Origin of the sequence: Lactobacillus sp. RTP31084st1_F9_RTP31084_210423 (genome assembly GCF_040919545.1) — a bacterium.
In the GTDB taxonomy this organism is placed as follows: domain Bacteria; phylum Bacillota; class Bacilli; order Lactobacillales; family Lactobacillaceae; genus Lactobacillus; species Lactobacillus paragasseri.
This window is the reverse complement of record NZ_JBCOVH010000001.1, coordinates 50,249-65,207: the sequence shown is the minus strand read 5'-3', so window position 1 is coordinate 65,207 and position 14,959 is coordinate 50,249. Positions and strand designations below refer to the sequence as shown.

Below are 14,959 nucleotides of genomic sequence, written 5' to 3'. Positions count from 1 at the left end.
TAAAACTAAACTATCTCAACCTAGTTAGTGTTGACTTAAATGAATATTTATCAGCTCGATAGAATGATGTATCAAAGAAAATTGGAATTGCATCCGGCGTATAAGTTATCGTCTTAACTTTAAATATTGGCTGCTGTCCTTTAATGTTCAAATATTTAGAAATTTCATCAGTAACCATAATTGCTTCAATTTCTTGATGTGCATAACCAATTTCGATGTTTTCATTTAAAATCTTAAACAAAGATTGTTCAAAATCAGTTAATGTCTTATTTTTTATATATTCATCACAAATAAGAATTTTTTCGAGAGTCATCGGATCATTATCCCAATAACGTATTCTTTTTAACTCAAAAATTTGTTTATCTAATCTATCGTCCAACGCCAATATTTCACTAATTCTTCTGCTCGGATTTCTAATAGGAACAAATTTTAATACTTTAGTGTGCGCAGTTTTTCCATGTTCTCTAGCAACTTCAGTAAAACTCTGTAATCCTCCCCTACCAGACTCAATTTTTGAATTTCTTTCAGCACCTAGCATTACATATGTGCCTTTACCCGGATCTTTTACTAAAATTTTGGCATTTATTAAACGACTAATTGCTTTTCTAATAGTCAGACGTGAAACATTAAATTCTTGCGCTAATTGATATTCAGAAGGGAGTCGTTGACGGCTGGTATATGTTTCATTTCTAATTCTTTCTCTGATTATTTTTACTATCTCTTCAACTTTTGTCATCATTTTCACCAGCTCTTACTTATTTAAGGTTCTTTTCATAGTATATACTATGCTATATATTCATAGATGTAAACGCTTTAATAAAAAATCTCACTAAAAATATTAATTAATTCTTAGTGAGATTAAAAAAAGGAGCCCATTAACATTAATGAGCTCCCTTTATATAAAACATATTAAAATCTATTACAAACTAATTTGACCACTAGCTAATAATTCATCGCATTTAGTTGGTTCAAATTCGTCACCAGCATTAAAGTCATCAGGAACAACCATAATACCACGCTTTTGAGGAGCATGAGCTAATCCTAATTCACGTGCTGAACAAATCATACCGTATGAATCAACCCCGCGAAGTTCACCTGGCCAAATTTGTTGACCATTTGGCATCAAAGTACCTGGAAGTGCAACAACTACCTTTTGACCTTGAGCAATATTTGGTGCACCACAAACAATTTGGTGTTCTTCACCATTTCCAACATCAACAGTAGTTACATGCAAGTGATCAGAATCTGGATGTGGTTCACAAGTCTTAACATAGCCATAAACAAGAGTTGGTTTACCAATTTCTAATTTAGTATCAAAACCAGCTTCAGCTAATTTTTTATTTAAAGCATCAACTAAATCTTGTGTTGGTTTAATTTCACCATTTGGTAACTTATCATAATCTAAAAAGCTACTTACGTTAAAGAAATTAAATCCAATAACTTCACCATCTTCATTTTCAACTCGCGTAACTTGATCCTTTTCTGTAAACTTACTACGACCCTTATCTTGGTCAAGAATTACAATCAAAGTATCAGGATAACTTGTTTTATTGGTAGAAACAATCATTTCTAGTAAATTTCCTTTCCTAGACTATTTGAGAGAGTTAAGGAAGTTTTCTACTTCTTCTTTAGTCTTTCTGTCCTTATTTACTAGTCTACCAATTTCTTTGCCATCTTGGTAGACAACAAAGCTAGGAATTCCAAAGATATTTAATTCTTTTGCTACATCGACTGAACCATCACGATCAACCTTATAGAATTTTGCATCAGAATTATCTTTTTCAATTTGTGGTAAAAATGGATCTAAAAAGCGGCAATCTGGGCACCATGCAGCTGAAAATAATAGTACTACCTTGCCATTCTTTGTAATTTCTTTTAATTTTTCAGAAGTTAATTCTTTGATTTCTTCCATCCGTTTCACTCTTTTCTTACTTTTTATAAGTTATGTTTATTTTACAACCTTTTATTTTAAAAATCTAGTCCAAGATCTTTCAGTTAATTTTAAAAACGGACTACAATAAAAGGCAAGAAATAAGGTAGTACATAATGCAAGAGATTAGAAAAGATACTGATAATTGGATGAAAAAAGTGTCTAAGAAAATTATTTTTCCTAGACACTTTTTATTATTTATAAAGATCGATTATTTTTTCTAATTCTTTGTTAGAAATTAGCTTTAAGCTTTTCACAAATTCTGTAGCTTGTTCCAAAGTTCTACCATTATCCATTTGATTTTCGAAAATAACTTTAGCAGAATCAATTTTTCCTTGTTCTAATCCTTCTGCAACCCCATCTTTTCTTCCTTCTGCATATCCTGCTTTCCCAGCAGCTTGTTCACGTTCTAGCATTCTTGTTTCGTAAAGCATAATCTTCTCCCTCGTTTCCGGATCTTCGTTAATTTCTTTAATTCTTCTTTGCGCGTAATCAAAATGTTTATTTAAATTCACAGGTTCATTGTTCATCAGCTTCGCCAAGGCTTTTAAGTCTTCGCTCTGCCCTTCAGCTGAAACTTGTGAATTAATAATAATCTTAGTTACGCCATCCTGCAATTGTTTTGATTCGTTCTGAGCAGAATAATTGAGTAGGCCATCCACATGTTTATTACGCATTCTAAGGACATTTTTTGGAGAAAATAAAAAATGCTTCTAACAAAAGAAGCATTTTCAACTTATTCAAAATGTGCATGCAGACAATAAATCGGATTTCCTTTTGCCGCAAATTTATGTTCATACTCAGTCTCAACATTTCTTTCGAAAATTTCATTTTCTGCATGATGTAAATCTAAACTGACATAGTCAAATTTCATCCCATAATTGTTAAGACTTACCAAACTGTACTCAAATAATCCTTGATTATCTGTCTTAAATTCTAAATGTCCTTCTGGCTTTAATATCTGTCGATACTTGTCTAAAAAGCTCTTATAAGTCAATCTCCGCTTCTCATGACGCGTCTTTGGCCATGGATCGGAAAAGTTCAAGTAAACAACATCTACACTATTTTCAGGTAAATACATTGCTATATTAGCTGCATCAGCACACATTAACTGTAAATTATCAATCTTTTCTTCTAGTTTAGTTCTCAAAATCATCCCTGCAGCTGTTGTTTGCAGCTCTACGCCAATAAAGTTCATTTCAGGATGTTTCTTAGCCAAAGTAGTAATAAATCGTCCCTTACCTGAGCCAATTTCAATTGCCAAAGGTTTAGAAAAGTCATCAAATCTCTCTTCCCAGTTAATTTTCTTTTCTGGATCTGGCTCATTCAAAATAGCTTCTGGATGTTCAACTACCAATTTTTGAGCCCAAGGCTTATTTCTTAATCTCATTTTTTCACAACCTAATATCTAACTTTTTTAAATAACTGTTCAATTTTACTTGGTAAATAGAAATATAGCAACAAGAATGTCAAAGCAAGCAAACCAATAATGCCACCAACTGCTTCTAATTTTTGCGGAGAAAAAATAATTATTGCTAAACTGATTAATCCCCATTCAAGTAGCATTCCTTTTTGCAAAACTTTTCTTAGTGCTTCTCCTCTTGAGGTTAGCGGAATTGGCATTACATGATACATCATATTATGTTCATAAACTGTTCCTAGAGGAATCAGCTGATAAAGCGTTAAGAAAATAATCAAAGCACCACTAGCAATTGCCCAGCGTGCATCTTGCAAACAAGCAATTAATAAAATTGAAAAGAGCACCATTCTAATCAATAAATTGCTATATTCTGGATCCCTTAATAATACTCTTTGATAAATAAAAGTATTCGGTGTCTGATCTTCAGTTTTAATTAAGAAGTCTAAATACTTTCTTCTAGCGATTCGAACTTTCTTATCTGGTACATCAGTAAACATACTGTAGAAATTATTTAGCAAATCAACTCGTCTTTCTTCATAGTCTAAAGCTTTGTACCAGTCAAACATTTTACCACGTGGTAAATAATCCACTCCAATCCAGCCTGCAATTGCTAAATTCGAATAAATAATTGGATTTGGATAATATCCTAAAAAAGATAAATAGAGTATTAAAAAGTTAATCCCTAAAAAAAGCCAAGTATTGTAGTAAGCATGCTTATTAAAATAAAAACTTCTGACAATCAACTTAAATTGTAAGTCTTTACTTGCAATCAATCCTATTACTATAAATACAAGGTCGCCAATTGAAAAACCAGCCCTCATTGTCGCAAATGGCAATAAAATGCCTGATATTAAAATGATCAAGACCGTTGGCAGAATCATATTATGCATATACAGTGGCTTGAAATAATTCTTCATTTCACTATCTTGATTAAAAAGGAAATGCTCATCAGCCCTATCAAATAAAGTCGCAAAATGACCAATTCCTAAAGTTGTAGTCCAAATCAAGGCTAAAAGCGGCTTATAAAACCAAAGATTATTCGGCCACTTCTTAATATTCTGCGCATACCAAAACATTAAAGCTCCAAATAGGAAAATTAGAGCTAAAATAAAAAAGTCATTAAAAACCAAAGTTAGATAGTGCATTTGCTTTTTAAAGTTTTTATTGAGTCTATTTTTAATTAAATCAGTCATGCTTCTTCACCGTTTTCTGATTTAAAATTTGATATAAACGATCAAATGAATCACTAGGCTTTAAGCCATAAAACTGCCTAATTTCAGTTAAACTACCTTCAGTTTCAATTGTGCCATTATTGAGTACCGCAAATGTTTGCACAGCTTCTTGAGCTTCAGCTAGAACATGAGTAGTCATTAAAACCATTTTCTGATCAGCAACAGCTTTTTTAACTAGATCAATAAAGTTAGCTACAGCTAAAGGATCAAGACCCGTAAAGGGCTCGTCAATTACTAACAAGTCTGCATTTGCTAAAAAACTGGTTACAATCATTACTTTTTGCTTCATTCCTTTAGAAAAGTTAATTGGCAACCAATCAAGTTTATTTTCCAGACGAAACATCTTACATAATTCTTTTGCTCGTATCCATGCTTGATCATGATCTAAACCATAAGTAAGCATCACTAATTCAAGGTGCTCCTTTAAAGTTAATTCTGGATATAAAATTGGTGTTTCTGGAATATAAGCAACCATCTTTTTAAATTCAGCAGGATTTTCAGTTAGACTTACTCCATTTAAAGTAATCTTCCCCTTTTGCATTCTTAATAATCCAAGTAGATGCTTAATTGTTGTTGATTTACCAGCACCATTTAAACCAATTAAGCCAACTGCTTGGCCAGGTTCTATTGTTAAATTTACATTTTTAATGACATTAATTCCGGAGTAACCACCAGTTAAATTTTCAATTTTAAGTGCCATAGATTTTTCCTCTCTACTGCAAATACTTCCTTATTATGATAGCATGAACATAAGTTAAACTAAATTTTCTTTTCATTAAGAAAGGAGCCGGTCTCATGGCAGAATTAGAAAAGGATTGTTTATTTTGTAAGATTATTAGAGGAGAAATTCCTTCTTACACAGTTTTTGAAAATGATGACGTCAAAGCTTTTCTTGATATTTCTCAAGTAACTAAAGGACATACTCTAATTATTCCTAAAAAGCACTTGGTTAACCTCTTTGACTACAGTCAAGAAGACGCTGCTCGCTTTTTACAATATATTCCAGTTGTTGCACAAGCAATTAAAAAGTCTGATCCGACTATTAAAGGATTAAATGTTGAAGTAAATAATGGTGAAATTGCAGGACAAGTTGTTATGCATTCCCACATTCACTTAATTCCACGTAGAAGTGAAAATGATCCAATCTCTACTCCTCATGTAAACAATGCAGATCAATATTCAGAAGCAGACTACCAAGCAGTTGCAAACGCTATCAAAAACAATCTATAATATCAGTAATTTTTCCTTTAATGCGGTACAATAAAGATGGTTATTAAGTTAAAAATTATTGAATAGATAAAGAGGTATACATTATGTCTGGATTTTTATTAGGAATTCTTACTGGTACAGTTGCAGGTGGCTTATTATCATACGCCAAGAATCCATTAAGTGGCAATTCAATTAGAAGCGATGTAAAGGATTCTGCAGATAACTTCAATGATTCAGTTCACCGCGTTAAAACAATTTACGATGAATTAGAAGAAAAGAGAATGGAACAACCAGAAAAAGAAAAGTCTGAAGACACTGACGCAACTGAAAGCCCAGTTGAAGATGAAGAAGTTGAAGTTTCAGATCGTCCTTCACTTAAAGATAAGGCTCATGATTTAGTTGATGCCTTCTCTGCAGCATCATTCAAGGCTGTCGACCATGATCGCGTTTTTGCCGCAGTTAAGAACAAATTAAATGAAGCAAACGAAGATCTTGAAGATGTAAACGACGATGTTAAAGATGCTACTCAAGATGAAGAAAAAGTAGACAGCAATTCTGGTGCAAGCGAAGAAGAACATAAGGAAGAAAATTAATGAAATTTTTTGGAATTGGCTTAGGATTAGGTAGTTTAGCAGGATTAGGAATTTCTCTTCTTCCTAATCCACAAACTGGTCATAAAGTTAAAGATGATGTTCGTCTCTTTTTAAATGGTACTAAAAATGACGCTACTTCATTAGCCACTAGCACAAAACAAGCTAAAAGTGCTGCTGACCAGTTGATAAATGACTTACCACAAGCTGAAAAATCAGTTAAAGACATTCAAAACAGCTTAACTAATTTTCAAAGTTCAATTAAGCCAGAAGTAGATCAAATGAAAGAAAACGTTTCTACACTAACCAAGGAAGCAGAATCTACAATTAATGGAATCAAAAATGAACTTTAATCTTAAGATTTGTTAGTCTTTTTTATAAATATCAAGAAAACTCTTATTGTCCATTGGGATAATAAGAGTTTTTATGTTATATTTGAACTTGTAATTAAGCAAAGGATGTGCAAATTAATTTATGAAAAAAACATGGAAGAAAGCAGCTACTGTTTTAGCTTTTGCAGGAATTGCCTTAAGTGCTACTGCTTGTTCTGGCGGTAAAGCTGTCGTTACTTATAAGGGCGGTAAAATTACCGAGTCACAATACTACAACAAGATGAAAGAATCTCAAGCAGGTCAATCTACCCTTGCCAGCATGATTGTTTCTGATGCCCTAGAAAGTCAATACGGCAAAGACGTTACTCAAAAACAAGTTGATAAAGAATACAACAAGTACAAGAAACAATATGGTAGTCAATTTGACTCAGTTCTTGAACAAAATGGAATGACTGCTTCAACTTTTAAGGATAACTTGAAGACTAATCTTTTGACTGAAGCTGCTTTAAAGCACATCAAGAAGATTACTCCAGCTCAAGAAAAGAAAGCTTGGAAGAATTATCAACCAGAAGTTACTGTGCAACACATTCTTGTTTCAAAGAAGAGTACTGCCGAAGATATCATTAAACAATTAAAAGATGGTGGCGACTTTAAGAAGTTAGCTAAGAAGTATTCTACTGATACTGCGACTAAGAATGATGCCGGTAAGTTACCTGCATTCGATTCAACTGATTCCACTTTAGATTCTAGCTTCAAGACTGCTGCATTTAAGCTTAAGACTGGCGAAATCACTACTACTCCAGTTAAGACTCAATACGGCTATCACGTAATTAAGATGATTAAGCACCCTGCTAAAGGTACTCTCAAAGAACACAAGAAGCAAATTGATAACCAAATTTATCAATCAATGTCTGAAGACCAAAGCGTTATGAGAAGTGTAATTGCTACTGTTCTTAAACGTGCTGATGTTTCTATCAAAGACAAAGACTTAAAGAACGTTCTTTCCCAATACGTTTCATCAGATAGCCTTTCGAAATAAAACTTTTATCCACTAAAAAATACCGAGATCAATTTTTACGATCTCGGTATTTTTTTATTCTAGTTTTGGTGCTTGATCTAAAGCCTCATCATTTTTAGGACGGTAAAATCTACGATTATCTTGTGACTTAATTGTTTCAGTGAATTCCCCTGGTTTAGTTTGCTGCAAAGCATTAGTAATTGCATAAACTGTAGCATCTAAATCATCGATCTTATGCAAAACTTCAGCTTCTAAAACTACTGGTCTGTGAGCGGCTCCATATTCTGGCAATCCATGATGTGATAAAACTAAATGTCTCAAAAGCATTAAGTCCTCACTATGTTCATCAATTTTTAGTTCATGTGCTGCTAGCATAATTTGTTCATCAATTAAAACTAGGTGACCAATCAAATTTCCTTCAGTAGTGTATTTAGTAGCAACAGGACCAGATAATTCAATCACCTTTCCCATATCATGCAAAATACACCCAGCATAAAGGAGCGAACGATTAATTTGTGGATAAGTATTAGCAATTCCTTCGGCATCCCTTAACATTGAAACAGTATGAAATGCTAATCCATTTCTAACAGCATGATGGTTAGACTTACCTGCTGGATATGAAAAGAATTGCTTATTCCACTTTTTAAGCAAGTAACGCACAATTCGATTCCAAGTTGGATTCAAAATTTCAAAAACACGTTTATTAATTTCTTCTTCAAGATCTTTTTGCTTAATTGGAGCAGAATGAACAAATTGATTTAAGTCATACCCTTCATTTGGTCCTACTACTCTTAGGTCATAGATTCTTATCTGCGGACGATCCTGATACTCTTCTCTTTTTCCGCTCAATTCAACAATAGTGCCTGGACTAAAAGTATCAGCATCTTGCTGACTAGCATTCCAAAGGTTTCCCCTAATTGTGCCGCTTGAATCGCTAAATTGTAAAACTAAATATTGTTTACCATTCTTACTGGTGCGAAGACTTGAATCTTTTAATAGCAAAACCAAATCCATATCTTCGCCATCATTATAATCAAGTAACCTTTTTATCATGATTATTCCTTTTCTATCATTATTGGCTTCATCTCAAGACTAGTTACTAAATCTTGACGTGCTGTAAAAATCAAAACTTGCGTCTTCTTAGCCAATTCTTTTAATAATTCAACAATATAATTCGTTCTTTGGGCATCAAAGTTTACAAAGGCATCATCAATTAGAATTGGTAACGCGATCTTATCAGCAACTTGTTCAACGAAGGCTAATTTCAAAGCGAAGTACAATTGCTCACTAGTTCCACGCGAAAGATATTCAACTTCAATTTTTTTGCCGTCTGCCCGCTTAACTTTAAGTTTTTTATCTAACTCAATGTCTATATATCTACCACCAGTTAGTAACTTAAAGTACTTTTTAGCATCTTCAAGCATCTTAGGAAAACGCTCATTTGAAGCTAAGTCTAACCCTCGTGCAATCCAGTTACTAGTCAACAGATTTGCTAGATATTCTTTAACATTTTCATTTAACGATGATTCAAGATCAGCTAGCTTTTGCTTTTCTGCAAAATACTTATCTGAGTTTGCTAAAACATTCATTTGATTCTCAAGCTTAGCATTTTCAGCATGTAAATTGTTAATTTGATCTTGCTTATGAGTAATTTGTTCTTCTAATTGAGCTTTATTTTCTGTCAATGCATCTGGATCTTGAGCGATCTTTTCTAACTGAGCTAGATCAGCTTGGAGATCATTTTGCAATGCTGCGATTTTCATCTTCAACTGTTCTTGCTCTTCTGCTTTTTTCTTCAAATCTGTAAATTCAGCAAAGTTAGTAACTTTATTTGCTGCAAACAGCTTAGAAAGCTCAATCTTATTTTTAGCCAGTTGATTCTTTTTATCTTGTAACTGAATTGTTAAATCATTTAAGTGTTGCTTAGCTAAATTACTTTGATCAAGTATTTTTTGCAGTGAATTTAATTGACTCACAATCTCAGAAAAAGTTTGAATTTTTTTCTGAGTAAGAGGATATAACTTTTGAACAAAAGCTTGAACCTTTTCATTTAAAGATTTTTGCTCTTGATCTAATTGGATTAGCAATTGCTTCTTAGACTCAATTTGAACTACTTCATTCCATAAGCTATTTAAATCAACTGTATTTGGATTAAGACCATACTTTTCAATAAATACTTGTTCTCTTTGACCAGCTTGAACATTCTTTTGTCTTGTCCAAACAAATAAACCAAGGCCACCTAAAGCAATCATCACTCCTAAAAAGCGAACAAATAAGTTACTGATTGCAATTGCGCTAAAAATTCCCGCAACTAACAAGATTAATGACACAATCGCTGGTAAATTATTAGCTTCTTGTTTTTGGCTATTTAAAGCTTGATAATCAGACTTTATTTGCCCTCTTGCTTCACTAGACAACTTACTTAATTTAACAGCTTCTGGTTGAAATTGGTCATAAGACTGTAAATCTTTCTTAGCTGCTTCAATTTGTCTTTGCAAGTCTTTGCTTTCACTCTCCCAATGAAGAACTTCTGCCTTATGATCAACCAAAGCTTGAATTTTCTCTTTATTAGATAGTTCACTACTTGTCTCAATTTCTTGTAGTTGCCTATTCAAATTATCAACATCATTAGTTAAGTCCGCAATTTTACTCCGAATAGCCTGAGCTTTTTCGTAACCTTCTTTAGAAAAAGAGAGCGGTTTTAATTCGCGTTTTAGTTCTTGATATTGTTTAAAATTGGTTAATTTTTGCATCAAAAGACTAATTTTTTGTTCTTGTTCATTTAGCTTAACTAACTCAGTCTGAACTTTTTTTAAATTTTCTTTTTCTACAATTAGTTTCTTTTCAAGTTCACGATAATCTTTAAATTCATTATCTGTTTGAGCCAAAACTTCTTTTTGCTCTTGAATCTGATTAATTAACTGGTTAACTACAGGTTTACGACCGCTCTTTTTAAAAAGCTTTTGCGCATTATTTGAAAATTCATCCCTTAAATCGAGCAATTTATGACTTTGCGAAGCTCCTAAAAAATAAATCTGTTCCATCAACTCTGCTTGAGATAGACCAGTTACTTCACGCATCATATCTTGGTTGAAAATAAAGCTATCAGTGTAAAAACTACCATCAATATTTTGAATTCGATCAAAAAATACGCTTTCTGGTACGACTTCATCATTTAAGTTGACAGTCAAAACACCCTTTTTAGGATCGCCTTTAGCATATAAGCGACTTAAAACAAAAACATCATTTTTATCTTCAAAGGTCAAACTACCACCCATCGGACTTACATGATCTAGGGGGTGATAATTCTCAAAGAAGGGTGATTTATTATTTCTCAAGTGAAAGCCAAATAAAACCTGCTTAACAAAAGCAACTGTCGTACTTTTACCCGCTTCATTTGCACCTAAAAAGATTGTTAAATCTTTGTTCAAATTAAAAGTTACATCATTTAATTTTCCAAAGTGAATAATTTTAATTTGGGTTAGTTTCATCATCCATATCCTTTAACTTTTGTCCCAATTTAACTTGTGCTAATTCTTTTACTTCGTCAATAAATTCTGGCTGTTTCAACAGATCAGCAACATAATCGCTCTTTTTGCTTAAATCATTAGCTAAAGAATAAATCTTATCTAGTTCGAAAGTTTCATTCTCTGCTTGATCAAAAGCTTCTTTATCAGCCGTCTTAAGTTGAAGTTTTTCATTATTGGTCAAATAAACTTTCACAAGTCGCGAATCAAATTTTAAAGAATTAGCAAGCTGAAGCCAATAATCACTATCATTAATTAATTCTAGCTCTTGTTCGCTTAAGTATTGGGCACCTTGAATTGTCAGGCCAAATAAAGTTTGCTGCGTATTCTTTTTAGTTAAAACTTCAATTATTTGCTTTGTTAAGTCTGTTTGAGAAATTGCTTGATCTAAATTCAAAGTCACCATTTGCCAGATAATTGGGGCTGTTTCAACAAAATCAAGGTTTATTTCTTGGGTGGATTCATCTACTGTACCGATATAAACACCCTTAGCTCCCTGCTCATTAATGTGTCTACCTTGTAAATTACCACTATAAACGATTAGCGGCTTCTCACTCAAAGTCTGACGCAAATGAATATGCCCCAAGGCAAAGTAATTATAATTTAGGTCTTTAATTTCTGCAGTTGTAAATGGAGCGTAGACATTTTGATAAGCTGCTGTTGTTTTAGCCCCAGCATGCATCAAACCAATAGTAAAATTGTCGCCCCTTTTTGGAAATTCGCTAATTTTGTCAACTTCTATATGGTTATGTTGATAAGAAAAGCCAGCGACTGTATAAGGAAAATCAGACTTAGTCTTAAAGTCTGCGGTTTCTACCTGTTCATCAGAACCTAAAAGCTTAAAATACGGCGTTTGTGGCAAAATCATTTCGTCTGGATTTAAATAATCGTGATTTCCTAAAATCATTACAACTTGTATTTCTTGATCAGTAAGTCTTTTTACTTCACGATTAAAGAATAACTGGCTTTGCGGACTTGGATGAACTGAATCAAAAGTATCACCCGCAATTAAAACTAAATCTACCTTTTGATCTAGTGCTGTATCTATTGCTTTAGTAAACGACTTTTGGGTTGATTGCTTAATATTATTAAACTCATTAGATGGCAAAAAAGATAGTCCTTGAAAAGGACTATCTAAATGCGCATCGGCTAAATGCATAAATTTCATATTAACTATTTTGCCTTTAAATCATCGTATAAATCACCAATTGGCTTAGTTATAGCTTGTTGAACATCATTAATCATTTGGAAGAGCGCTTGTTCCTTAGTAATCATGTCCTTTAATTCGTCGTTATTACGAACTTCTTCATTAATCTTTTGGTATTCTTTCTTAACATCGTCAGAAAGTGGTTGACCTGAATTTTGAGCAGCCAAGATTTGTTGTTGAAGCTTATCCATTCTTTGGTATAAGTCTAAACTTTCTGGCTTGTTCTTCAAGTTTTCAAGAGATTTCTTTAAATCCTTAAATTGTTCAGTTTCTTGTAAGTCCTTTGCCATTTGGTTGGCATTATCATAAATATTAACCATTTTTATAATTAAATCTCCTTTATTTTTACTGACCTAAAAGTCCTTTAAGATTATTATACCATTCGTTAAACTTAGACCCAGTATCATTGATTCCTTTTTGTACTTGTTTTCCAATATTACCAAGCCAGTCCGAATTTGCACCTGTATCTTGAGAAATTTGTTGAGCGCTCTTTTCTTTAAATTGCGTTTGCGAAGTATATGGAAGCAGGCGTTCTAACTCAGACTTATAAAGGTGCGTAATTCCTGTTTCAGAAATCCCTTCCATATAGTGATTTTGATCCGTCTTATCAAAACCAACCCAAGTTGACAAAACAACATCTGGAGTATAACCAACAATCCATTGATCCTTAGTACCAAAACCATAACTATCTGGCACTTCTGTAGATCCAGTTTTACCGGCTACTCTAAAGTTTGCTGGCTGTGCTGATCTACCAGTACCAGAAGTGAAAACACCTAAGAGCATAGAAGTCATCTCTTTAGCTGTATTAGTAGAAATAATTCGATGACTGCCAGGATTCTTATTTTGAGCAATTACATTTCCGCTAGCATCTGTAATTTTAGTAATGCAGTAAGACTGATTTGGTAAGTTTCCTTCATTAGCAAAAGCACTGTAAGCTCTCGCCATCTGCATTGGAGAAACTCCTGTCGACAAACCACCTAAAGCTAAGGCCAAGTTTTGGTCGCTCTTATTAACATGAATGCCGAAGTTTTCAACAGATTGAACACCCTTGCTGACACCAATTTTGTCTAATAGCCAAACAGCTGGAACATTTTTACTTTGTGCTAAAGCCTCATACATTGGGATCTTATTTGAGTATTGATTATCAACGTTCTTTGGCTCATAACCATTTTTGCCAAATTTTTGTAATTTATTAGAAAGCTCCGAATCGTAGTGATAGCCGCTTTGAAGGGCTGGCGAGTAAACGGCCAGTGGCTTCATCGTTGAACCAGGCTGACGCTTCATCTGCGTGGCACGATTATAGCCTCGAAAGACATGTTGACCTCTTCCGCCAACTATTGCCCGAACGGCTCCCGTCTTTGGATCCATCGCAACGCTTGCTCCCTGAACTTTAGTTCCATCGCTTGCATTTGATGGGAAATTCCAGCTTTCTTCAAAGCTATCTTGCAAAGCACTCTGATAACCTGTATCAAGAGTAGTGTAAATCTTTAAGCCCTTGTTCATTACATCTTCTTCTTTTAAACCATAACGATCAATTGCTTCATCCACAACTGCGTCAAAGAAGTAAGGATAGCGATAACCATCTTCTTGAGAAAATGTATCTTCTAAAGTTAATGTCGTCTTTTTGGCATTATCAGCTTGAGTTTCTGAGATCTTCCCTGTATCAGCCATCAAGCCCAGAACCACATTGCGCCGTGAAATTGCATTATCCATATGGTCAATTGGATTATAATAGCTTGGACTTCTCAGCATCCCGGCAATGGTAGCTGCTTCACCTACAGTTACATCACTTGCATTTTTACCAAAATACCGCCTTGCAGCATCTTGAACTCCCCAAACACCATTACCAAAATAAGCGTTGTTTAAGTACATCGTTAGAATATCTTTTTTAGAGTAAACACGATTAATTTCAATTGCAAAAAAGAGCTCTTCTAACTTTCTAGAAAAAGTCTGCTTTTGTGTTAATAAAGCATTCTTAGCTAATTGCTGCGTTAGTGTTGAACCACCACCAACAATACCATGGTGAATTACACTGCTTATGGCTGCTCTAGCCATTCCCTTAACACTGAAGCCAGGATTTTTATAAAAAGTTCGGTCTTCTGTCGCAATAACGGCATCCTGAATATTAGGTGAAATCTGACTTAATTCTACAAAAGAACCTTTTTGCGAATAAAGTGACCCCGCCTTTTGATTTTTATTGTCATAAATAGTAGTTGTAGTAGAAAGAGCTGCCTTCATGTTAGAGATGTTTGAAGTTTTTACCTTAACGGTATAATAAGTACAAACGAACAAACAACACGACAGCAATATTAAAATTAACCAACGCCAAATTTGAAAGCGGTGGTTGAAGTTTTTAATCGCTAAATGTACGCGATGCCAAAACTCATGATTTTGGGAATGCATAAAATTAAAACTCCCTTTTCGTCAATAAACCTAATATGACGATTTTAGCATATCTTTATTTGAAAAATAGTATTTTAAAAGTTAAAAATTA

At 33.6% G+C, this 14,959-nt stretch carries 16 protein-coding genes; 4 read left to right on the top strand and 12 right to left on the bottom strand.

Translation table 11 applies throughout. The annotated features are described in order from the left end of the window. Window positions 1-10: 10 nt before the first annotated feature. The 7 genes from AB5359_RS00340 to AB5359_RS00310 all read right to left on the bottom strand — a co-directional run bounded on the left by AB5359_RS00340 (window position 11) and on the right by AB5359_RS00310 (window position 5,282). Window positions 11-736: a GntR family transcriptional regulator, LSA1692 subfamily gene (locus AB5359_RS00340; RefSeq protein WP_048685226.1), complete on the bottom strand. Its 726-nt coding sequence runs from the start codon at window positions 734-736 to the stop codon at window positions 11-13. A 183-nt stretch (window positions 737-919) separates the two neighbouring features. After that, window positions 920-1,567, bottom strand: coding sequence for a YtpR family tRNA-binding protein (gene ytpR, locus AB5359_RS00335; RefSeq protein ID WP_003648333.1), 648 nt, complete (start codon window positions 1,565-1,567; stop codon window positions 920-922). 24 nt (window positions 1,568-1,591) lie between these two features. Beyond that, entirely contained in the window at window positions 1,592-1,912 is a 321-nt protein-coding gene (locus tag AB5359_RS00330) for a thioredoxin family protein (RefSeq protein WP_003648332.1), read from the bottom strand. Window positions 1,913-2,124: 212 nt separating this feature from the next. Next, window positions 2,125-2,607, bottom strand: coding sequence for a hypothetical protein (locus tag AB5359_RS00325; protein ID WP_077410461.1), 483 nt, complete (start codon window positions 2,605-2,607; stop codon window positions 2,125-2,127). A 59-nt stretch (window positions 2,608-2,666) separates the two neighbouring features. After that, window positions 2,667-3,320, bottom strand: coding sequence for a tRNA (guanosine(46)-N7)-methyltransferase TrmB (gene trmB / locus AB5359_RS00320; protein WP_048687250.1), 654 nt, complete (start codon window positions 3,318-3,320; stop codon window positions 2,667-2,669). Window positions 3,321-3,331: 11 nt separating this feature from the next. Next, entirely contained in the window at window positions 3,332-4,543 is a 1,212-nt protein-coding gene (locus AB5359_RS00315) for an ABC transporter permease (RefSeq protein WP_048687252.1), read from the bottom strand. Continuing rightward, window positions 4,536-5,282, bottom strand: coding sequence for an ABC transporter ATP-binding protein (locus AB5359_RS00310; protein WP_048687255.1), 747 nt, complete (start codon window positions 5,280-5,282; stop codon window positions 4,536-4,538). The genes AB5359_RS00315 and AB5359_RS00310 overlap by 8 nt, the downstream gene beginning before the upstream one ends. A 95-nt stretch (window positions 5,283-5,377) precedes the next feature. Here AB5359_RS00310 and AB5359_RS00305 point away from each other — a divergent pair, with 95 nt between their 5' ends. The 4 genes from AB5359_RS00305 (at window position 5,378) to AB5359_RS00290 (ending at window position 7,752) form a co-directional block, all read left to right on the top strand. Then, window positions 5,378-5,812, top strand: coding sequence for an HIT family protein (locus tag AB5359_RS00305; RefSeq protein WP_048687257.1), 435 nt, complete (start codon window positions 5,378-5,380; stop codon window positions 5,810-5,812). An 83-nt stretch (window positions 5,813-5,895) separates the two neighbouring features. Next, window positions 5,896-6,384 carry a hypothetical protein gene (locus AB5359_RS00300; protein WP_048687258.1) on the top strand — a complete coding sequence of 163 codons (489 nt, stop codon included), beginning with the start codon at window positions 5,896-5,898 and terminating at the stop codon, window positions 6,382-6,384. Next, a complete protein-coding gene (locus AB5359_RS00295) occupies window positions 6,384-6,734 on the top strand; it encodes a YtxH domain-containing protein (RefSeq protein ID WP_003648325.1) in 351 nt (116 codons plus the stop codon). The genes AB5359_RS00300 and AB5359_RS00295 overlap by 1 nt, the downstream gene beginning before the upstream one ends. A gap of 121 nt (window positions 6,735-6,855) precedes the next feature. Beyond that, window positions 6,856-7,752, top strand: a complete 897-nt coding sequence (locus tag AB5359_RS00290; protein WP_003648324.1) for a peptidylprolyl isomerase PrsA — start codon at window positions 6,856-6,858, stop codon at window positions 7,750-7,752. Window positions 7,753-7,806: 54 nt separating this feature from the next. Here AB5359_RS00290 and AB5359_RS00285 read toward each other — a convergent pair whose 3' ends face one another. The 5 genes from AB5359_RS00285 to AB5359_RS00265 are packed head-to-tail and all read right to left on the bottom strand — an operon-like array spanning window position 7,807 to window position 14,868. Further along, window positions 7,807-8,784 carry a 3'-5' exoribonuclease YhaM family protein gene (locus AB5359_RS00285; RefSeq protein ID WP_003646883.1) on the bottom strand — a complete coding sequence of 326 codons (978 nt, stop codon included), beginning with the start codon at window positions 8,782-8,784 and terminating at the stop codon, window positions 7,807-7,809. 2 nt (window positions 8,785-8,786) lie between these two features. Further along, window positions 8,787-11,222, bottom strand: a complete 2,436-nt coding sequence (locus AB5359_RS00280; protein WP_065425551.1) for an AAA family ATPase — start codon at window positions 11,220-11,222, stop codon at window positions 8,787-8,789. Continuing rightward, the gene (locus tag AB5359_RS00275; protein WP_048687262.1) at window positions 11,203-12,426 is read right to left on the bottom strand and encodes a DNA repair exonuclease; all 1,224 of its coding nucleotides are present in this window, start codon (window positions 12,424-12,426) and stop codon (window positions 11,203-11,205) included. The genes AB5359_RS00280 and AB5359_RS00275 overlap by 20 nt, the downstream gene beginning before the upstream one ends. A gap of 5 nt (window positions 12,427-12,431) precedes the next feature. After that, window positions 12,432-12,785: a YlbF family regulator gene (locus AB5359_RS00270; RefSeq protein ID WP_048687264.1), complete on the bottom strand. Its 354-nt coding sequence runs from the start codon at window positions 12,783-12,785 to the stop codon at window positions 12,432-12,434. A 25-nt stretch (window positions 12,786-12,810) separates the two neighbouring features. Continuing rightward, a complete protein-coding gene (locus tag AB5359_RS00265; RefSeq protein WP_048687266.1) occupies window positions 12,811-14,868 on the bottom strand; it encodes a PBP1A family penicillin-binding protein in 2,058 nt (685 codons plus the stop codon). Window positions 14,869-14,959: the final 91 nt, after the last annotated feature.

Excerpts from the sequence above, each read along its gene's own strand:
- AB5359_RS00270 (WP_048687264.1), bottom strand. The coding sequence starts at position 12,785 with ATGGTTAATATTTATGATAATGCCAACCAAATGGCAAAGGACTTACAA.
- AB5359_RS00265 (WP_048687266.1), bottom strand. The coding sequence starts at position 14,868 with ATGCATTCCCAAAATCATGAGTTTTGGCATCGCGTACATTTAGCGATT.
- AB5359_RS00305 (WP_048687257.1), top strand. The coding sequence starts at position 5,378 with ATGGCAGAATTAGAAAAGGATTGTTTATTTTGTAAGATTATTAGAGGA.
- ytpR (WP_003648333.1), bottom strand. The coding sequence starts at position 1,567 with ATGATTGTTTCTACCAATAAAACAAGTTATCCTGATACTTTGATTGTA.
- AB5359_RS00300 (WP_048687258.1), top strand. The coding sequence starts at position 5,896 with ATGTCTGGATTTTTATTAGGAATTCTTACTGGTACAGTTGCAGGTGGC.
- AB5359_RS00290 (WP_003648324.1), top strand. The coding sequence starts at position 6,856 with ATGAAAAAAACATGGAAGAAAGCAGCTACTGTTTTAGCTTTTGCAGGA.
- AB5359_RS00285 (WP_003646883.1), bottom strand. The coding sequence starts at position 8,784 with ATGATAAAAAGGTTACTTGATTATAATGATGGCGAAGATATGGATTTG.
- AB5359_RS00330 (WP_003648332.1), bottom strand. The coding sequence starts at position 1,912 with ATGGAAGAAATCAAAGAATTAACTTCTGAAAAATTAAAAGAAATTACA.
- trmB (WP_048687250.1), bottom strand. The coding sequence starts at position 3,320 with ATGAGATTAAGAAATAAGCCTTGGGCTCAAAAATTGGTAGTTGAACAT.
- AB5359_RS00315 (WP_048687252.1), bottom strand. The coding sequence starts at position 4,543 with ATGACTGATTTAATTAAAAATAGACTCAATAAAAACTTTAAAAAGCAA.
- AB5359_RS00295 (WP_003648325.1), top strand. The coding sequence starts at position 6,384 with ATGAAATTTTTTGGAATTGGCTTAGGATTAGGTAGTTTAGCAGGATTA.
- AB5359_RS00310 (WP_048687255.1), bottom strand. The coding sequence starts at position 5,282 with ATGGCACTTAAAATTGAAAATTTAACTGGTGGTTACTCCGGAATTAAT.
- AB5359_RS00275 (WP_048687262.1), bottom strand. The coding sequence starts at position 12,426 with ATGAAATTTATGCATTTAGCCGATGCGCATTTAGATAGTCCTTTTCAA.
- AB5359_RS00325 (WP_077410461.1), bottom strand. The coding sequence starts at position 2,607 with ATGCGTAATAAACATGTGGATGGCCTACTCAATTATTCTGCTCAGAAC.
- AB5359_RS00340 (WP_048685226.1), bottom strand. The coding sequence starts at position 736 with ATGACAAAAGTTGAAGAGATAGTAAAAATAATCAGAGAAAGAATTAGA.
- AB5359_RS00280 (WP_065425551.1), bottom strand. The coding sequence starts at position 11,222 with ATGAAACTAACCCAAATTAAAATTATTCACTTTGGAAAATTAAATGAT.